The following is a 15,971-nucleotide window of genomic DNA, read 5'->3' on the forward strand; positions in this document are numbered from 1 at the left end:
CTCCGCTTCACAATCGACGGAATCACGGTCGCGGCCACCGAGGGGCAGACCATCATCGCGCCCTGCTGACCGGCCGGGAACCTACGCTTCCGTACCAGCTTCCCAAACCTGTCGATATAACGGTCGTTACCCAGTCCTTGCGACCACGTCTCGATATCAGGTGGGGCGCGGCACCACCCTGTCGGATGGCATGCGGGAAGTCCGCCGAACTGTCCCGATTTTCTCTGCCGACCGGTATATTCTTCGCCGTTCGAATGACGAGCCGATCCCCAATCCCTCCCGGTATTTGACAACCGTCCGACGTGACAGAACGAAACCGAGCCGATGGAGCGCCTGGACGATCCGCTCGTCCGACATCACCAGATCGGCGGTTTCGTTCCGAATCAGGCGACGGATATGGGCTCGGGCTGCCTCGGCGGAACGCACTTCGTTATGCGTTCCTTCGACGACCGCCGAAAAAAAGAATTTGAGAGGAAACAGACCGAACGGCGTGGCGACATGCTTGTTGGCCACGATCCGGCTGATCGTACTGTCATGCAGGCGCAAATCCTCGGCGACACGCCGCATCGTCAGCGGGCGCAAGGCCTCCGGCCCACACATCATGAAATCGGCCTGCCTGAACAGGATATGTTCGCCCACCGCCATCAGGCTGCGCTGGCGCCGCGCCAGTGCATGCACCAGCCAGCGTGCGCCGGACAGCCAGCCCGCGACACGCCTGCGCTCGTCCTCACGGCGCAGCCCCCCCAGGCGTTCCGCCAGGGACATGTTGAGGCCGACCGTATCGGACGGATCATGCCCCGCCACCAGGCACCAGGTACCGTTCTCGCCATAGCGCACGATCAGATCGGGGATGCGCGTCCGGACGGGCTCGGCCAGGTCCTCGATCCATGGCCGCGGGTTCAGCGCGCGCAATTCGGCGATCATGTCTGCCAGGTCGTCCGCGTCCACGCCGCATACCGCGCGCAGCCGCGTCATGTCGCGCCGCGCCAGCATATCCAGGTTCGCCAACAGCGCCGCCATGGCGGGGTCGAACCTGTTTTGCTCCTGCAACTGCACTGCGAAGCATTCCGCCAGCGACACCGCCGCCACCCCGACCGGGTCGAAACGCATCAACCGCTGACGGACCGCCTCGATCCGCTCCTGTGCGACATCCAGGCGGCGGGCCAGATCTGCCCTGTCGACCGTCAGCCGCCCCGATGCGTCCAGTTCGTCGATCAGCGTCGCGCCAATCCGCCGGTCGGTGCCATCGGGCATCGCCCGCATCATTTGCCGCAGCAACCGTTCGCGGATGCTCATGGGGCCGGCCTGCACGCGCAGTGCGGCATCGTCCGGCCCGCATGCCTCGGCGCGCATCGGCCCTTCGGCCGCAAAGGCTGGCGGATCGAAGCGTTCCAGCAGAGGGTTGTCATCGACCTGGGCAACGATGAAGCGTTCGAGATCGACCTGCGACATGTGCAGGACACGCAGGGTTTCGCGCATGCGCGCCGTCATCACCAGCCCATGAGCCGGCCCCTGGCGTTGGCCGACTTTCTGGCCTAGCGCGACGGACATGAGGGGACGGCCTTCACGGGCGCGGTTCCGTCGGCCGAGGCGGCAAGGTCCCTGCGCGATCGGGGACAAACCGGTCCAGCCCGGCGGACACCACCCAGATCGCCAGGAACAGGGCGGCAATGCCCAGCCCCACCACCGGAAAATGATCGCCAAGCGCCCGGGCCGCCCGCACCGCAAGCCCGGCAGGGGCGGCTTCGTCGTCATCCAGCATCTGCACGGCCTCGACCAGCCCGACGACGACGGCGGCCATGACCGAGGCCATGGTGACGACCAGGTTATAGATCATGCGCCGCCGCCCGGACCGTGCGCTCCACCCGAAGGCACGGATCATCAGCATGGCCTCGATACTGTCCACAAGCGCCATTCCCGCCGTGAACAGCAATGGAAAGACCATGATGCCCGCTATGCCCAGCCCGTGCGCGGCGTGGGCCGCCGTCAATCCCAGCAGGCCGATTTCCGTGGCGGTGTCGAAACCCAGCCCGAACAGGAAACCCAGAGGGTACATCTGCCACCCCCGGTTGACCAGGCGAAAGGCCGGATGGAACAGCCGCGCCAGCATCCCGCCCGGCACGGACGGCCCAGCGCTCTCCACGCCACGCGCGCGCAAGACCCGCCACTGGGCCAGCGCCACATCGGTATTGACCAGGGCCATGGCCAGCAGGAAGGCGATCGAGACCACCGACCCCACCGTGCCGCCGATCAGGTGCCAACGGTCCAGCCACCCCCGTGCCGGCAGGATCGCCAGCAGCAGCGTCGCCAGGACAACGACGCTGGAATGCCCCAGCGAGAACGACAACCCCACCCATAGCGGCCGTCGTCCCTGCGTCATCAGCTTGCGCGTCACCACGTCGATAGCCGCGATATGATCCGCGTCCATCGCATGACGCAGGCCGAACGACCATGCCAGCAGGGCCGACGCCATCAGCACGGGCTGGCCGCCCAGCGCGTACTCGGCCCAGTTCCAGGCCGCGATATTGACCACGGCCAGCCCCACCAGCAGCGCACGCATCGTCCCAGGCGCGACGGCGGACGGCCGGGCGTTCATGTCGGCAGATCCCATATCAGCAGATTCGCGGCAATTGTTCGCCCGATGGCATGCTCACCACGCGCTGTCCGCCGAACCGGTTGGCCAGATGCACCGCGCTCCGTCCCGGCGCGGCGGTCTCCAGGCGGCCGATGACCGCGGCGTCCCGCCCCAGCGGATGCGCCCGCATTGCCGCCAGGGCAACATCGGCGGCAGCGGCCGGTACCACGGCAGCCAGCTTGCCCTCGTTGGCCAGATAGAGCGGGTCCAGGCCCAGGATCTCGCACACGCCGGCGACCTCGGGCCGGACCGGCAACGCGGCTTCATCGATCCGTACGGTAACAAGGCTGGCCTCGGCCAGTTCGGTCAGCACCCCGGCCAGGCCGCCCCGGGTGGCGTCGCGCATGCAGCGCACATCCGGTACCGCGTCCAGCAGAGCCTCGGTCAGCCCGTTCAGGGGCGCGCAGTCGCTGCCAAGGGTGACATCCAGCGCCAGGTCGCCGCGCGCGCACAGGATCGCGGCCCCATGATCGCCCAGCATACCGTTCACGATCACCACATCGCCGGGGCGGCCGGAGGCGATGCTGATGGCGCATCCAGGCCGGATCACCCCGATCCCGGTCGTGGTGACGAACAACCCGTCGCACGCGCCGCGCGGTACCACCTTGGTGTCGCCGGTCACGATCCGCACCCCCGCCGCCCGGGCGCATGCCGCCATCGAGGCCGCAATACGTCGCACCACCGCCAGATCCAGCCCTTCGGCCAGGATGAAGGCCGCCGACAGCGCCACCGGCCGTGCCCCGCCGACCGCCAGGTCGTTCACCGTGCCGCAGACCGCCAGAGTCCCGATGTCGCCGCCGGGAAACTCCAGCGGATCGACTACGAAAGAATCGGTCGTGAAGGCCAGACGGTCACCCAGCGCAGCCAGGTCGGCCATGGCAAAGCGTGCCTGATCTTCCTGCGGTGCCGCGGGATCGTCCGAGAAGGCGCGCAGGAACACGCCGTCGATCAATGCACGCATCGCCGTCCCGCCGCCGCCATGGGCCAGGGTGATCCGCCCGTCGGCGCCGACGCCCGGAATAGTATGGTCGCTCATGCCGCGCCTTTCTGGCCCTGATACTGATAATAGGCCGCGCACGCGCCCTCGGACGAAACCATCAGCGCGCCGGACGGACAATCCGGCGTGCAACTTGTGCCGAACGCCGGGCACTGCGTCGGGCGGATACGCCCCGTCAGCACATCGCCGCAGCGGCAGGCCCCCGGATCGGCCACATGATGCGGTATGACGGCGAACCGCTGCTCGGCATCGAAGGCGCGCCATGCGGGCCGCAGGCTCAGCCCCGATCCCGCGATGGTGCCCAGGCCCCGCCACTCGCAGGCCGGCCGCGTTTCATAGACCCGGTCGATCGCCGCCATCGCGGCCGGATTACCGTCTGCGTACACCACGCGGGCATACTGGTTTTCGATCCGCGCCGTGCAGGCATCGACCTGGCGCAGCACCATCAGCAGCGATTGCAGGATATCCAGCGGCTCGAACCCCGCCACCACCAGCGGACGATGGAATTCTGAGGCAATGAAATCGTAGGGCCGGGTACCGATCACCATCGAGACGTGACCGGGGCCAATGAATCCGTCCACCCTGAAATCATCCTGCGACAGCAGGGCACGCAGCGTCGGGATGATGGTGATATGCTGGCACATGATCGAGAAATTCCCGATCCCCTCTGCCGCCGCGCGCAGCACGGTCAGCGCGGTCGACGGTGCCGTGGTCTCGAACCCCAGGGCGAAGAACACCACCTGCCGCTCCGGATTGGCCCGTGCCAGCGCCAGCGCGTCCAGCGGCGAATAGACCATCCGCACATCCGCCCCGGCAGCGCGCGCCTGCAACAGCGTGCCCTGCGCGCCGGGCACGCGCATCGCGTCGCCGAATGTCGTGAAGATCACCTCGGGCCGCCGCGCGATCGCAATGGCGTCGTCGATACGCCCCATCGGCAGCACGCAGACCGGGCAGCCCGGACCATGCGCGAATTCGACGTTCTCCGGCATCCGCGATTCCAGCGCATAGCGGAAGATCGTATGCGTATGGCCGCCGCAGACCTCCATGACCGTCACCGGGCGCGTTCGCGTCCGGCCGATCCGTTCGGCGACACGGGCGATTTCGGAAAAAAGGCGATCTGCCAGTTCAGGATCGCGGAATTCGTCGACAAATCTCATCGGTTATTCCCGACCATCAGGGCTCCGTCCTGAAACCCGCCAAAGCGCATCGCCCTCTGGAAATCCAGGCGTTTATTCATGATCGCGTGCCGGAGCCTGGGCGCTGGCGCGCATTGTCGCAAGCTCGCTGTCCAGTTCGCCGATTTCGGCCAGAAGGCGCAGCGTTTCGCGGGCTTCGTCCTCCTCGATCCGGCTCATGGCGAAACCGACATGCACCAGCACCCATGTCCCCAGCAATGACGACAGCGGATGCCCCGTCTCGGCTACGCACAGGACGTTGACCGCGCGCCTGACGCCCGAGATCTCGACCTCGGCCATCGCCGATTCCTCGTCGAGAATGGCCGTCACCTGACCGGGAATGCCCAGACACATTGCGTAATTCCCTTACTGTATTGTCCGTTGTCCGGCATTCGGCACGATTCCATACCGATCCAGCTTCGCCCGCAGGCCGACGCGCGACAGACCCAGTTCGCGCGCGGTCAGGCTCTTGTTCCAGCCGCAGCGCACGATGGTTTCCATCAGGATCTGCGCTTCCAGCACCTCCATGCGCTGTTGCAGGGGGCCGCTGTGCGGAATGCTCTCTATCGGCCCCGCGCCTTGCGGCACGCCGTCGTCGGCCCCGGTCGCGCGCACGCCCGGCGACAGCAATTCCACGCCCAGCGTATCCTGTTCGGCCAGCACCAGCATGCGCAGGACCTCGTTCTGCAATTCGCGGACATTGCCGGGCCAGTCATGGCGGACCAGCGCGGCCATGGTGTCGGGCGTGAAGCCCCGGACATGACGGCCGTGGCGCAGGCAGGCGGCATCCAGCAGATGGTTGGCCAGCACGCGCACATCGTCCGGCCGGTCACGCAGCGGCGGAATCGTCAGGACCATGGCCGACAGGCGGAAATACAGATCCTCGCGGAACCGCCCGGCCCGCACCTCCTCGCGCAGGTCGCGATGGGTCGCAGCCAGGACGCGCACATCCACCCGCGTCGTCTCGTTGGTGCCCAGCGACCGGAATTCGCCTTCCTGCAAAAAGCGCAGCAGCTTGACCTGAAACGCGGGCGAGATGTCGCCGATCTCGTCAAGGAACAGCGTCCCACCATCGGCCTCCTCCACCAGTCCGCGCCGGTTGGCGTGCGCCCCGGTAAAGGCCCCTTTCCTGTGGCCGAACAATTCGGATTCCAGCAATTCGTCCGGAATGGCACCGCAATTGACGGCGACGAACGCTCCGGTATCGCGCTGGCTGGCGTAATGCAGCGCGCGCGCCATCAGCTCCTTGCCGGTGCCGGTTTCCCCCTGGATCAGCACGGGGATATCGAACGCCGCCGCCTTGGCCGCCTGGCGGCAGGTCTCGTTCAGCGGACTGGCCGGCGTGCGGATGATGGATTCGAAATGATAGCTGCCGCGCACGCGTTCGCGCTGCCGCACCAGCCGCCCCTCGGCCACCGGAGGCGCCAGGCGCAGTTCCAGCGACAGGCGTTCGTGGTCGCGCTGCATCGCGAACAAATGCGTGGCGTTGCGCGCCGCCAGCAACAACTGGTCCGGGTGCCATGGCTTGGTGATATACTGATAGATGCCCGCCGCGTTGATCGCGTCGATCATGTCGTCAGGCTCGGTATAGCCGGTGACGATCATCCGCACGATATCGGGCCAACGGTCGCGAACCTCGGAGAGAAACTGCACGCCCGTCATGCCGGGCATCCGCTGGTCGCAGAAGATTGCCTGGATCCAGTTGGCTTCGAGAATGCCCCGTGCCTCCGCCGCGTCCGAGGCGACATGGACATCGAATTCCTCGCGCAGGATACGAGCCATGACCTCGACCGAACGCGGTTCGTCGTCGATGACGAGGATAGACGGCGGAATGCTCACGCCCCGGCTACTCCGCCGCGCGCAGCAGGGCCGCGCGAGCCTCGGCCTCAGTGGCCAGGCCGTCCAGCCATGCGCGCCGCCGCGCCGACAGCCAGTCCAGCCACTCCGCCATCCCCTCGCCGGTACGGGTCGAAACGCGCAGCACCCGCGCGGTGGGCGCCACACGCGCCACATTCGCCTCCAGGGTTGCCATGTCGACATCCAGATGCGGCAGCAGATCGGTCTTGGTCAGCAGGACAAGGTCGGCATCCTGAAAGATATCCGGATATTTAAGGGGCTTGTCCTCCCCCTCGGTCACGGACAGCAGCGTAACGCGGTGGTGCTCGCCCAGGTCGAACGCGGCGGGACACACCAGATTACCGACATTCTCCACGAACAGCACACCGCCAGCCGCAAGATGCAGGTGCTCCATCGCATGGCCGACCATATGCGCGTCCAGATGGCAGCCCTTGCCGGTATTGACCTGCACGGCAGGCACCCCGGTCGCGCGGATGCGCTCGGCATCGTTGCTGGTCTGCTGGTCGCCTTCGATCACCGCGGCGGGCATGGTGCCATCGATCCGGCGCAATGTCTCCACCAGCAGCGTGGTCTTGCCCGCGCCCGGCCCCGCCAGAAGGTTCAGCGCCAGCACGCCGTCACGCGCCAGGCGCGCGCGGTTGGCGGCGGCAAACCCGTCATTCTTCGACAGGATGCTGCGTTCGATCTCGACCATGCGGGCCTGCGACAGGCCGGGCGCATGCGCGCGCGCCGGCCCGGCCCCGTAATCCAGCAGACCCTCGGCATGCTGGTGATCATGGTGATCATGGTCATGTCCGTGACCGTGCGCATGATCGTGGCTGTGACTGTGGCTGTGGCCATGGTCATGACCGTGACCACCAGCCGCGTCGATCGTGGCCCCGTCGCCAGCGCATCCGCATGTCGTGCACATCAGACTACCTCCATATCCCTGATCCTGATTTCCATCCCGCCCGAGGGTTGAAGCCGCCCGCCGCCGCAGCGGGGGCACGGGTCCAGCCGACCGTCCAGGCCGACGGTGTCGCTGCAGTCGAAACACCAGGCCGCACCGGGAACCTCCAGGATCTCCAGTTCCGCCCCCTCGGCCACCGTGCCGCGCGTAACGGCGTCGAAACCGAAGCGCATGGCCGACAGTTCCACCCCGGCAAAGCGCCCGACCTCCAGCCGTATGCGCCGCACGCGGGTGAAACGCTCCCGTCGGGCGGCATCCTCGATCACATCGACGAGGCTTTCACAGAGCGACATCTCGTGCATCCGGCCTAGTCCTCCGCCACCGTCACGGGGATACAGGGATTGACCGCGGACAGCATCATGCAAGTCAGCACCGGCCGCCGCCGGTCCACCGGCAGGGCTGCCGCGATCCGCTCCATCAACCCCCCGGGCGCGGCATGCCAGACGGTCGGCGAAAGGATGTTATACGCCACCACCCGTCCGTCGCGCACCACCGCCTGATGCGCCAGGATGCCGCGCGCCGCCCGTGCGATGCCGATACATGGCGCGCACGACGCCGCCAGGCGGCGCGACCGGGCAAACAGGTCACCCCCCGGCGCGCCCAGGCAGGCCAGCAGGTCCAGCACGCGCGCCAGCATCCGCGCGAACAGCGACACCCCATCGCGCGCGACCAGCGCGCGCAGGACGGGACGATCCAGATGATCCGCCAGGATTCCCGCGTCCCGCGCGGCATCGATCCGGCCGTCCAGCGCCGCCCCGATATCAGCGGCCGCAAGCGCCATCAGGTCGGTACGGCCCCAGCCGGCGGGCGCAACATCCCGCAACCGTGCCAGGACACGCGGCAGGACAGGTGCCGCAGCGTCCCGCCCCAGATCCAGCCAGTCACACAAGCCGACGAGATCCAGCGCACCGATCTCAGCATCGGTACCGGTCAGCTCGCGATGCAGCGCCGCCGCATCCCCCTCCTGCCGCGCGATCAGGCGCGACAGCAGCGCCCGCGCCGGCGGCAGGCCCAGCCGCCCCGGCCAATCCAGCAACAGGGCAATGGCGTGGTCGCGCAGGATTTCTCCGCGCATCGCCGCCTCGGCGGCCCCTCCCCCGGCGCGCAGGCCCATCGCCCCGGCCGCGGCCATGCCATGCGCGGCACCGCACAGGCTGAACAGCCCCGACACGCGGGCCATGGCCTCGGCGGGCGTCAGGCCGACGCAGACCCGGCCGGCTGCGACCGGCGCCTGGAGCGCAATCCGCCAGGGACGTCCCCCGGCGCCGCCCGAAAGAGTGAGGTGACCGATCATGCGCCCGACGGCGACGCCTCCTGCCGTGCGCCGAACAGCAATCCGCGCCGCCCCATTGCGGCCGCAGGCGCGACGGGCGGCGGGGCCACGTAATCGGGGTGCAGCGTCGGGTCCAGCAGCCCGCGCAACGTGGCCTCGGCCGTCTCGACAGCCTGCAACATCGTGGAAAATTCGAACATCGGCGAAAACAGCGCGCACGCCTTGTAGGGCAGCAGATCCACCCCCTGCGTCTGGACCGTCCGGTTGACGGCGGTGAATTCGTAGGTGCCGGACGGAAAGACGATCAACTCCTTGTCGCCCGACACCGACGACGACCAGTCATCCTCCGCGCCCGGCGCCAGGATCAGGTTCATGAACCACGGCGTGACCAGAACACCCAGCAGATGTCCGTCATAGGCCCGAAAGCCCACGGCCCGGACGCCCAGGGCCTCGTTCAGCAGCGGGATACCCCTCATCTTCCCGACATGGATCTCGCGGAATGCCTCCTCCAGCCGGCCTGCCAGCAGCGCGGCCGGCGTCGGCCCGGCCTCGCGCAGCAGGGCGGCAGGCGCCGGAACCGGCTGGACCGGACCGGACGCGGCAGCGCCATGAACGACCATGAACTGGTCCCGCGCACCGTCGCAGGTGGGGCAGCGCCAATGCTCCGGCAGGGCCGCGAACGGCGTGCCCGGCGGCACCTGCCAGGTCTCGCACCCCTGCGCCGGGTCGTAGACCGACCAGCAGATCTTGCATTCCATCACCGCATCGGGCGCCAGCCGCGCGGCATCGCCCAGATACGAGCCTTCAAAACCGTGGAATGCGCCGCTCATGCGTCGCCTCCGGCCAGGGCCGCACAGATCTCGGCCAGGCGCGCGGCGGAATCCGCGATGTCCTCGGGGGCCGCGCAGGCGATCTCGGGCACCTCGGCGACCTCGATCGTATCCAGGATCAGCGTGTCCATCGAATTGAAATAGCGCACGCGCCAGACATGCGGCGTGGCCGTCGCCTCGATCCGGCAATTGCCATAGCCACGCGACAGGATCGTCACCCCGCCCCGGCCCAGCACGCTGGCGATCAGGTCCAGATCCTCGGGCGTATGCGGCAGCAGGCTGAGATTGATGACATGCGCGGCGCAACCGGGCCGCCATGCCGCGCTGCGGTCCAGAAGCTCGGTCAGGATGGCGGGCGCATTCACCACGCCAGGGCTCGCCAGGGCCGCGATATCCGGCGCGGTGGCCGAGCGGGCCGGAAAGGCCCGCGCCAGCACGGCACGGGGAAAGGCGCCGATTTCCATCTGCTCCCGCACCGCCTGGGAATCGTCAGGCGACAGGGCCCGCAGGGTCCAGATGCCCGCGAACACCGTTTCCTGCACCTCGATCCGCCCGGCCCCGTCGTCCAGCAGCACCGACACCTCGCCCTCGCCCAGCGCATCATCCACCACCGCGCGACTGGCCGCGTCCAGCCCGTCGCGCTTCAGCAGCAACGACCGGCCCGGCCCCCACTGGGCCGCCATGTCGCGCAGCCCTTCCAGAAAGGCCATGGCCGGGCGCACGCGCTCGGGGTCGTCGATCTCGGGCAGATGGGCGGCATAGACGCTGACCCCGGACGGCATGGCCAAATATTGCAGTCCATCCTCACCCTCGGGCGGGGCGGAACCGGGGCCGAAGCCGATGGGGGGGAAGGCGAAGGACGCGCTCATGCCGGTTGATCCGTCAAGGTGGAATGGGCAAAGGGAGCCAGCAAGGCCGTCAGGCGGCGGCCATATTCGTCCCAGTCACGCATGCGCGAAATGGCGCCCGCCGGGCGACCATCATGCAACAGCACCAGCGCCGGCAAGGACAGATCGTCGATTTCAGCGCGCAGGTCCACTTCCAGCGCCGCATCCGCCACCGCTCCCACAGGGGCCGAACCGGACGGTACCAGCCCCGCGCAGGCCTGCAGCAGATCGGGCAGCACGGCAGCGATATCCGGCGTTTCCAGGTGCGGCCGCGCATGGCTGGGCAGGAACAGCAGCACCAGCCCGCGCGGCGCGTCCGCCCTGTCATGCAGCAGCGCCATGCCGTAGCGGTCGATCAGCCCCGCGACCAGAGGCGAATCATGTAGAACAGACATCAGGCTTCCTCCAGACCGGCGGCCAGCGCCGCTTCAAGATGCGGGGGCAGGCGCGGCGGCGCGTCGCACAGATCGGCAAAGCCGCGCGCCACCACATCCTGCACGCGGGCAGCATCCGGGCCGGGCCCGGCCAGCGCCGCCAGGGCCCCCAGCGCCGCGCGGATGCGGCTTGCTTCCTCCGCGTCCAGCCGGCTGCGGGCCAGCCCTAGAAACACCAGCAGTTCGTCGCCGGGCCGCGCATCGGGCACCAGCGTGATATCCACCAGCTCGCGGCATGCCGGCTGGCCCTCCGACCGTTCGGCCTCGCACTCGGCCATGACACCGCGCACCGCACGCACGGTCATCGGAATCCCCACGCACATGCGCCTATGCCTCCAGCCGCGCCAGCAGGCGTTCGTCGCCATGGCGGCAGGCCGCCTGTTCATCAGGACGGCCTGCCTCGTACGGCGCGCGGGCCACCGCCGGGGTCATCAGTCCGGCGCCCATGTCGGCCGGCCCCGCCAGCGGCAGGGGCCGGACTCCATATTCGCGCGCCAGCAGGTCCAGCACCGCCTGGGCGGCAGGCGCCACCTGGGCGGCAACCCGTTCCGTCAGGCCGCCGCCATAATCCTCCATCGTCACCGGCTGCACGCCGATCAGCGAAACCCGGCGCGGCGCATGGCCCCGCAAATCCAGCAGCGCCAGAACCTCCTGAAATCCGGTCTGGTGCAGGCTCATCTTCCGTGCGCCGATGGTGGCGGGCACGTCCGCGCCATGCACCTGGTGCAGGGTCGCGGGCGGCAGGCCGAAATCGATGGCGTCAACGATCACCAGACCGGCCAGGTCCTCGAGATGCGGCAGCAGGTACAACCCCTGCGTGCCCCCATCCATCAGTTCGACCGGCGCCGGAAAATCGTGGCGAGCAGCCATATATTCCACCACACGCACCCCGAACCCCTCGTCCGCCCACAGGATGTTGCCAATTCCCAGCACCAGCACCCTGCCGCCCGTCTGTCCCGCTGCCTGTTCGGCCGTCATCCGGATGTTCCTGCCTTCGTTCCTGCCGCCGGCCGCCTGTGCAGCGCGGCAAATCCTTACGGAAAGTAAGAGAAGCAGATTTCGTGCCAACTTCCAGGCTGGTCATGCAATGACCGTTTCCAAAGCAAAACCCGTTATCACGGAACCGTGATAACGGGTTTTTTGGAAGACAAACTTCCAATTCAGGCCGAACTGGATAGATCCCGATCAGTCAGGCCGGTCGTCCCGGAACGTACGATAGCCATTGGTCATCGCTGAGATCAGGGACTGGCGGGACATGATATCCTCGCGCGAGACCGTATAGATGTGGATCATCACGAACAGGATGATCACCCACATGCCCCAGTGGTGCAGGAAATGCGTCGACAGGTTCCCCCCCAGCCAGGGCATGATCCAGCCGAACACATGCCCCTCCCAGCTATCGATGCCGGTGCCGTCGGAATAGAGCGCGAAACCCGTCACGATCATGAACAGGCCCGTCAGCGTGAAGCAGAAGAACAGCGCCGTGCGGGCCAGCGCGTTATGCCCCACCACCGTCTTCGCATGCTTCTTGACGAAAGCGTAGACCAGCACCTCATCCAGCAGTTCCTTCCAGTATTCCAGCTTCCAGAAGGGGATGAAGAACAGTTCGCGCGCATAGACATTGCCCATGAAGGCCCAGGCCACCCGGCCCGCGAACCCCACGGCAAAGATCCACGCGGCGGCGAAATGCAGATAGCGGATCCAGCCCATCTGGAAATGGCTGCTGGCCTCGCCCGACAGGCTGGGCGGGGGAGAGCCGATCAGGTACCCCGTCGCGGCCAGTACCACGATCGCGGCCGCCGTCATCCAGTGCCACAGCCGGACCGGGGCCTCGTAGACATAGACCGTGGTCAGCCGGCGCGCCCGCAGCGGACGGGCCTTCAGCCCGTCCAGATTGGTGCCCTTCAGGTCGCCATCCGTCAGGATGGCGGAATCCGGTGCGCTCATGTTCCGCCCCCTCAGCGTACGGTGACGCGGGCGAGTTCCTCGCCGTCGGGCGCCATCACATGGGTGGCGCAGGCCATGCACGGGTCGAAGGAATGCAGCGTGCGCAGGATTTCCACCGGCTGTTCCGGGTTGCTCATCGGCGTGCCCAGCAGCGATGCCTCGAACGCGCCGATATTGCCCCTGGCGTCGCGCGGGCCACCGTTCCAGGTGCTCGGCACCACGCACTGGTAATTCTCGATCCGGCCGTCGCGAATGCGGATCCAGTGTCCCAGCCCGCCCCGCGGCGCCGCGACGATACCCACCCCCTTGGCTTCCTTCGGCCAGGTGGACGGGTCCCATTTCGACACGTTGGCGGTCGCCAGGTCGCCATTACGGATGTTGGCGATCAGCGCGTCGTAATCGTCCAGAAGCTGCTGGGCGCAGTAATGGGCCTCCAGCGCGCGGGCCAGGGTGCGGCCGATGGTCGTCGGCAGGGCCTGCTGCGGCGTCAGCGCCGTGCCCGCCAGACTGTTGAAGCGGCCCAGCGCGTCATCGACCTGCGCCTTCACGTACGGCACGCCCTTGGCATAGGCTAGGATATAGCGGGCCAGCGGCCCGACCTCGCACGCATGACCGCGCCAGCGGGGGGCCTTCACCCACGAATATTTGGCGTTCTCGTCGACCTCGACGATGTTGGTACGCGTGCCCTTGGCGCCGGCGCCCAGCGCGTAATGCGGGTCGGTCACGCCGTCCCAGGGGTGCAGGCCCACATCCTCGCGCCCCTTGCCGTATTCGTACCAGCTATGGGTGACGAATTCCTGCACCTGCTGCGGGTCGCGGGGATCGACGGGGTGGATCTCGTTCCAGTTGCCGCCGATGATCGCCCCGCCCGGCAGCCGGTCGGTCGATTTGTCGCCCTGCACGGTGGGGTAGTCGCCGTAATCCATCAGATTGCTGGCCGCCAGCCCGCCACCATACAGCCAGCCCTTGTAATAGCTGGCGATGGCCAGCACGTCGGGCAGGTACACGTTCTTCGAAAACTCAAACGCGTCCTGGATCTTCTGCTGGATGAAGTTCAGGCGCTCCATGTTCAGCGGCGCGCCGGCCGCCATGTCGCCATCGATATTGATCGCGCAGGGCACACCGCCGACCATGTAGTTGGGGTGCGGGTTCTTGCCACCCAGGATGGTGTGGATCTTGACGATTTCCTTCTGGAAATCGAGCGCCTCCAGATAATGGGTCACCGCCATCAGGTCCGCCTCGGGCGGCAGCAGATACGATGCGTTGTCCCAATATCCGTTCTTGAAAATCCCCAGTTGCCCGCTTTCCACAAACTTCTTCAGCCGGTTCTGCACATCGCGGAAATAACCCGGCGAGGATTTGGGATGATCGGGCGAGACTGATTGCTGCAACGCCGAGGTCGCGCGCGGATCGGCCTTCAGCGCGTTGACCGGATTGACCCAGTCCAGCGCATGCAGATGATAGAAATGCACGACGTGATCGTGCCAGGCCAGCACCTTGGCCATGATCTGGCGGATCAGGAAGGCATTGGTCGGGATGCGGATATCCAGCGCGTCTTCCACCGCGCGGACCGACGCCAGCGCGTGGCACCCGGTGCAGACGCCGCAGATGCGTTCCACGAAGGCCCAGGCGTCACGCGGATCGCGTCCCTTCAGGATCACTTCCAGCCCGCGCCACATCGTGCCGGTGGAGACGGCATTGCGGATGATGTTCTGCGCGTCGACATTGACCTCGACGCGCATATGTCCCTCGATGCGCGTGATCGGATCGACCACGATGCGCCTTCCGGCATTGTCCAGGCTGAAGCCGTTCGGTGTCTGGATGGTCATTGGGCGTCATCCCCCTTGTAGCGGACGCGGCTGAGCGCGCTGATGGCGGCATGCGCCGCAAGTCCGGCGCCCACGGCGCCCGCGGCGACAAGGCCGACCTTGTCCGCGCTGGCCTCGATGCCGAAGCCGCTGACATCCTGAAGCCGCGCGTACCACGACCCCTTGTCCCAGAACCCGTCCTCGGAGCAGCCGATGCAGCCATGGCCCGACTGGATGGGGAAGGACACGCCATCGTTCCAGCGCACGGTGGAGCACGCGTTATAGGTCGTCGGCCCCTTGCAGCCGACCTTGTAGAGGCAATACCCCTTGCGCGCGCCCTCGTCGTCGAAGGCCTCGACATACTGGCCGGCGTCGAAATGCGGGCGGCGATAGCATTTGTCGTGAATGCGCTGCGAATAGAACATCTTCGGCCGCCCTTGGCGGTCCAGTTCCGGCAGCCGGTCGAAGGTCTGCATGTAGGTGATGACCCCGGTCATGACCTCGGCGATCGGCGGGCAGCCCGGCACCTTGATGATCGGCTTGTCCAGGATGACCTTATGCACCGGCGTCGCCTGGGTCGGGTTCGGCCGCGCGGCCTGCACGCAGCCATAGGACGCGCACGACCCCCAGGAGATGATCGCCTTGGCGCCCGAGGCCACGCGCTTCAATTGCTCCACAAAGGGCTTGCCGCCGATGATGCAGTACATCCCGTCCTCGTTAAGCGGCGGATTGCCCTCGACGGCCAGGATGTAGTTACCGTGATATTTCTCCATCACCTCGTCGAGAATGGCCTCAGCCTGATGACCGGCCGACGCCATCAGCGTGTCGTCGTAATCCAGCGAGATCATGGACAGGATCACATCCTTGACCAGCGGATGCGCGGCGCGGATGAAACTTTCGGAACAGCAGGTGCATTCCAGCCCATGCAGCCACAGGACCGGCGTGCGCGGCTTGGTTTCCATGGCGTGGGCGATCTGCGGCACGAATTCCGGCCCCAGCCCCAGCGCCGCCGCCGTCAGCGAACAATATTTGACGAACGACCGGCGCGTTATCCCCTGCCGCCGCATCACGTCATAGAAGGTTTCGAGAACAGCCATCAGCGAAGAGTTCCTCCCTCGGCTGCGGATCGCCCCGGACCCGCATCACATCAGGAAGGAAGCAGAAAGCGTACCAATTGCC

General features: G+C 67.1%; 17 protein-coding genes. All 17 read right to left on the reverse strand.

The annotated features are described in order from the left end of the window. Positions 1-156 precede the first annotated feature (156 nt). Positions 157-1,551, reverse strand: coding sequence for an RNA polymerase factor sigma-54 (gene rpoN / locus HLH36_RS06455; protein ID WP_182985607.1), 1,395 nt, complete (start codon positions 1,549-1,551; stop codon positions 157-159). A 13-nt stretch (positions 1,552-1,564) separates the two neighbouring features. Further along, positions 1,565-2,596, reverse strand: coding sequence for a HoxN/HupN/NixA family nickel/cobalt transporter (locus HLH36_RS06460; RefSeq protein ID WP_182985608.1), 1,032 nt, complete (start codon positions 2,594-2,596; stop codon positions 1,565-1,567). Positions 2,597-2,612: 16 nt separating this feature from the next. After that, complete coding sequence (gene hypE, locus HLH36_RS06465; protein WP_182985609.1) at positions 2,613-3,671, reverse strand: hydrogenase expression/formation protein HypE; 1,059 nt, start codon at positions 3,669-3,671, stop codon at positions 2,613-2,615. Further along, the gene (gene hypD, locus HLH36_RS06470; protein ID WP_182985610.1) at positions 3,668-4,789 is read right to left on the reverse strand and encodes a hydrogenase formation protein HypD; all 1,122 of its coding nucleotides are present in this window, start codon (positions 4,787-4,789) and stop codon (positions 3,668-3,670) included. The genes hypE and hypD overlap by 4 nt, the downstream gene beginning before the upstream one ends. A 72-nt stretch (positions 4,790-4,861) precedes the next feature. After that, a complete protein-coding gene (locus HLH36_RS06475) occupies positions 4,862-5,161 on the reverse strand; it encodes a HypC/HybG/HupF family hydrogenase formation chaperone (protein ID WP_182985611.1) in 300 nt (99 codons plus the stop codon). 12 nt (positions 5,162-5,173) lie between these two features. After that, positions 5,174-6,646 (reverse strand): sigma 54-interacting transcriptional regulator, encoded by a 1,473-nt coding sequence (locus HLH36_RS06480; protein WP_182985612.1) that lies wholly within the window; start codon positions 6,644-6,646, stop codon positions 5,174-5,176. A 7-nt stretch (positions 6,647-6,653) separates the two neighbouring features. Then, positions 6,654-7,574, reverse strand: a complete 921-nt coding sequence (gene hypB / locus HLH36_RS06485; RefSeq protein ID WP_182985613.1) for a hydrogenase nickel incorporation protein HypB — start codon at positions 7,572-7,574, stop codon at positions 6,654-6,656. Further along, entirely contained in the window at positions 7,574-7,906 is a 333-nt protein-coding gene (gene hypA, locus HLH36_RS06490; RefSeq protein ID WP_338030401.1) for a hydrogenase maturation nickel metallochaperone HypA, read from the reverse strand. The genes hypB and hypA overlap by 1 nt, the downstream gene beginning before the upstream one ends. 14 nt (positions 7,907-7,920) lie before the next feature. Continuing rightward, the gene (locus HLH36_RS06495; RefSeq protein ID WP_182985615.1) at positions 7,921-8,907 is read right to left on the reverse strand and encodes a hypothetical protein; all 987 of its coding nucleotides are present in this window, start codon (positions 8,905-8,907) and stop codon (positions 7,921-7,923) included. Beyond that, complete coding sequence (gene hybE / locus HLH36_RS06500) at positions 8,904-9,716, reverse strand: [NiFe]-hydrogenase assembly chaperone HybE (protein WP_182985616.1); 813 nt, start codon at positions 9,714-9,716, stop codon at positions 8,904-8,906. Before hybE ends, HLH36_RS06495 begins: the two co-directional genes overlap by 4 nt. Then, on the reverse strand, positions 9,713-10,585 hold the full coding sequence (locus tag HLH36_RS06505; RefSeq protein ID WP_182985617.1) for a hydrogenase expression/formation protein: 873 nt from the start codon (positions 10,583-10,585) through the stop codon (positions 9,713-9,715). The genes hybE and HLH36_RS06505 overlap by 4 nt, the downstream gene beginning before the upstream one ends. Beyond that, on the reverse strand, positions 10,582-10,998 hold the full coding sequence (locus HLH36_RS06510; RefSeq protein ID WP_182985618.1) for a thioredoxin domain-containing protein: 417 nt from the start codon (positions 10,996-10,998) through the stop codon (positions 10,582-10,584). The genes HLH36_RS06505 and HLH36_RS06510 overlap by 4 nt, the downstream gene beginning before the upstream one ends. Further along, a complete protein-coding gene (locus tag HLH36_RS06515; protein WP_408871848.1) occupies positions 10,998-11,423 on the reverse strand; it encodes a HypC/HybG/HupF family hydrogenase formation chaperone in 426 nt (141 codons plus the stop codon). The genes HLH36_RS06510 and HLH36_RS06515 overlap by 1 nt, the downstream gene beginning before the upstream one ends. Beyond that, positions 11,365-12,015, reverse strand: coding sequence for a HyaD/HybD family hydrogenase maturation endopeptidase (locus HLH36_RS06520; protein ID WP_182985620.1), 651 nt, complete (start codon positions 12,013-12,015; stop codon positions 11,365-11,367). Before HLH36_RS06520 ends, HLH36_RS06515 begins: the two co-directional genes overlap by 59 nt. Positions 12,016-12,222: 207 nt before the next feature. Then, positions 12,223-12,984, reverse strand: a complete 762-nt coding sequence (cybH, locus tag HLH36_RS06525) for a Ni/Fe-hydrogenase, b-type cytochrome subunit (RefSeq protein ID WP_182985621.1) — start codon at positions 12,982-12,984, stop codon at positions 12,223-12,225. An 11-nt stretch (positions 12,985-12,995) separates the two neighbouring features. Next, positions 12,996-14,813, reverse strand: a complete 1,818-nt coding sequence (locus tag HLH36_RS06530; RefSeq protein WP_182985622.1) for a nickel-dependent hydrogenase large subunit — start codon at positions 14,811-14,813, stop codon at positions 12,996-12,998. After that, positions 14,810-15,889: a hydrogenase small subunit gene (locus HLH36_RS06535; RefSeq protein WP_182965080.1), complete on the reverse strand. Its 1,080-nt coding sequence runs from the start codon at positions 15,887-15,889 to the stop codon at positions 14,810-14,812. The genes HLH36_RS06530 and HLH36_RS06535 overlap by 4 nt, the downstream gene beginning before the upstream one ends. Between the last annotated feature and the right edge of the window lie 82 nt (positions 15,890-15,971).

Origin of the sequence: Gluconacetobacter aggeris (assembly GCF_014174395.1) — a bacterium.
GTDB classification, from domain to species: Bacteria; Pseudomonadota; Alphaproteobacteria; order Acetobacterales; family Acetobacteraceae; genus Gluconacetobacter; species Gluconacetobacter aggeris.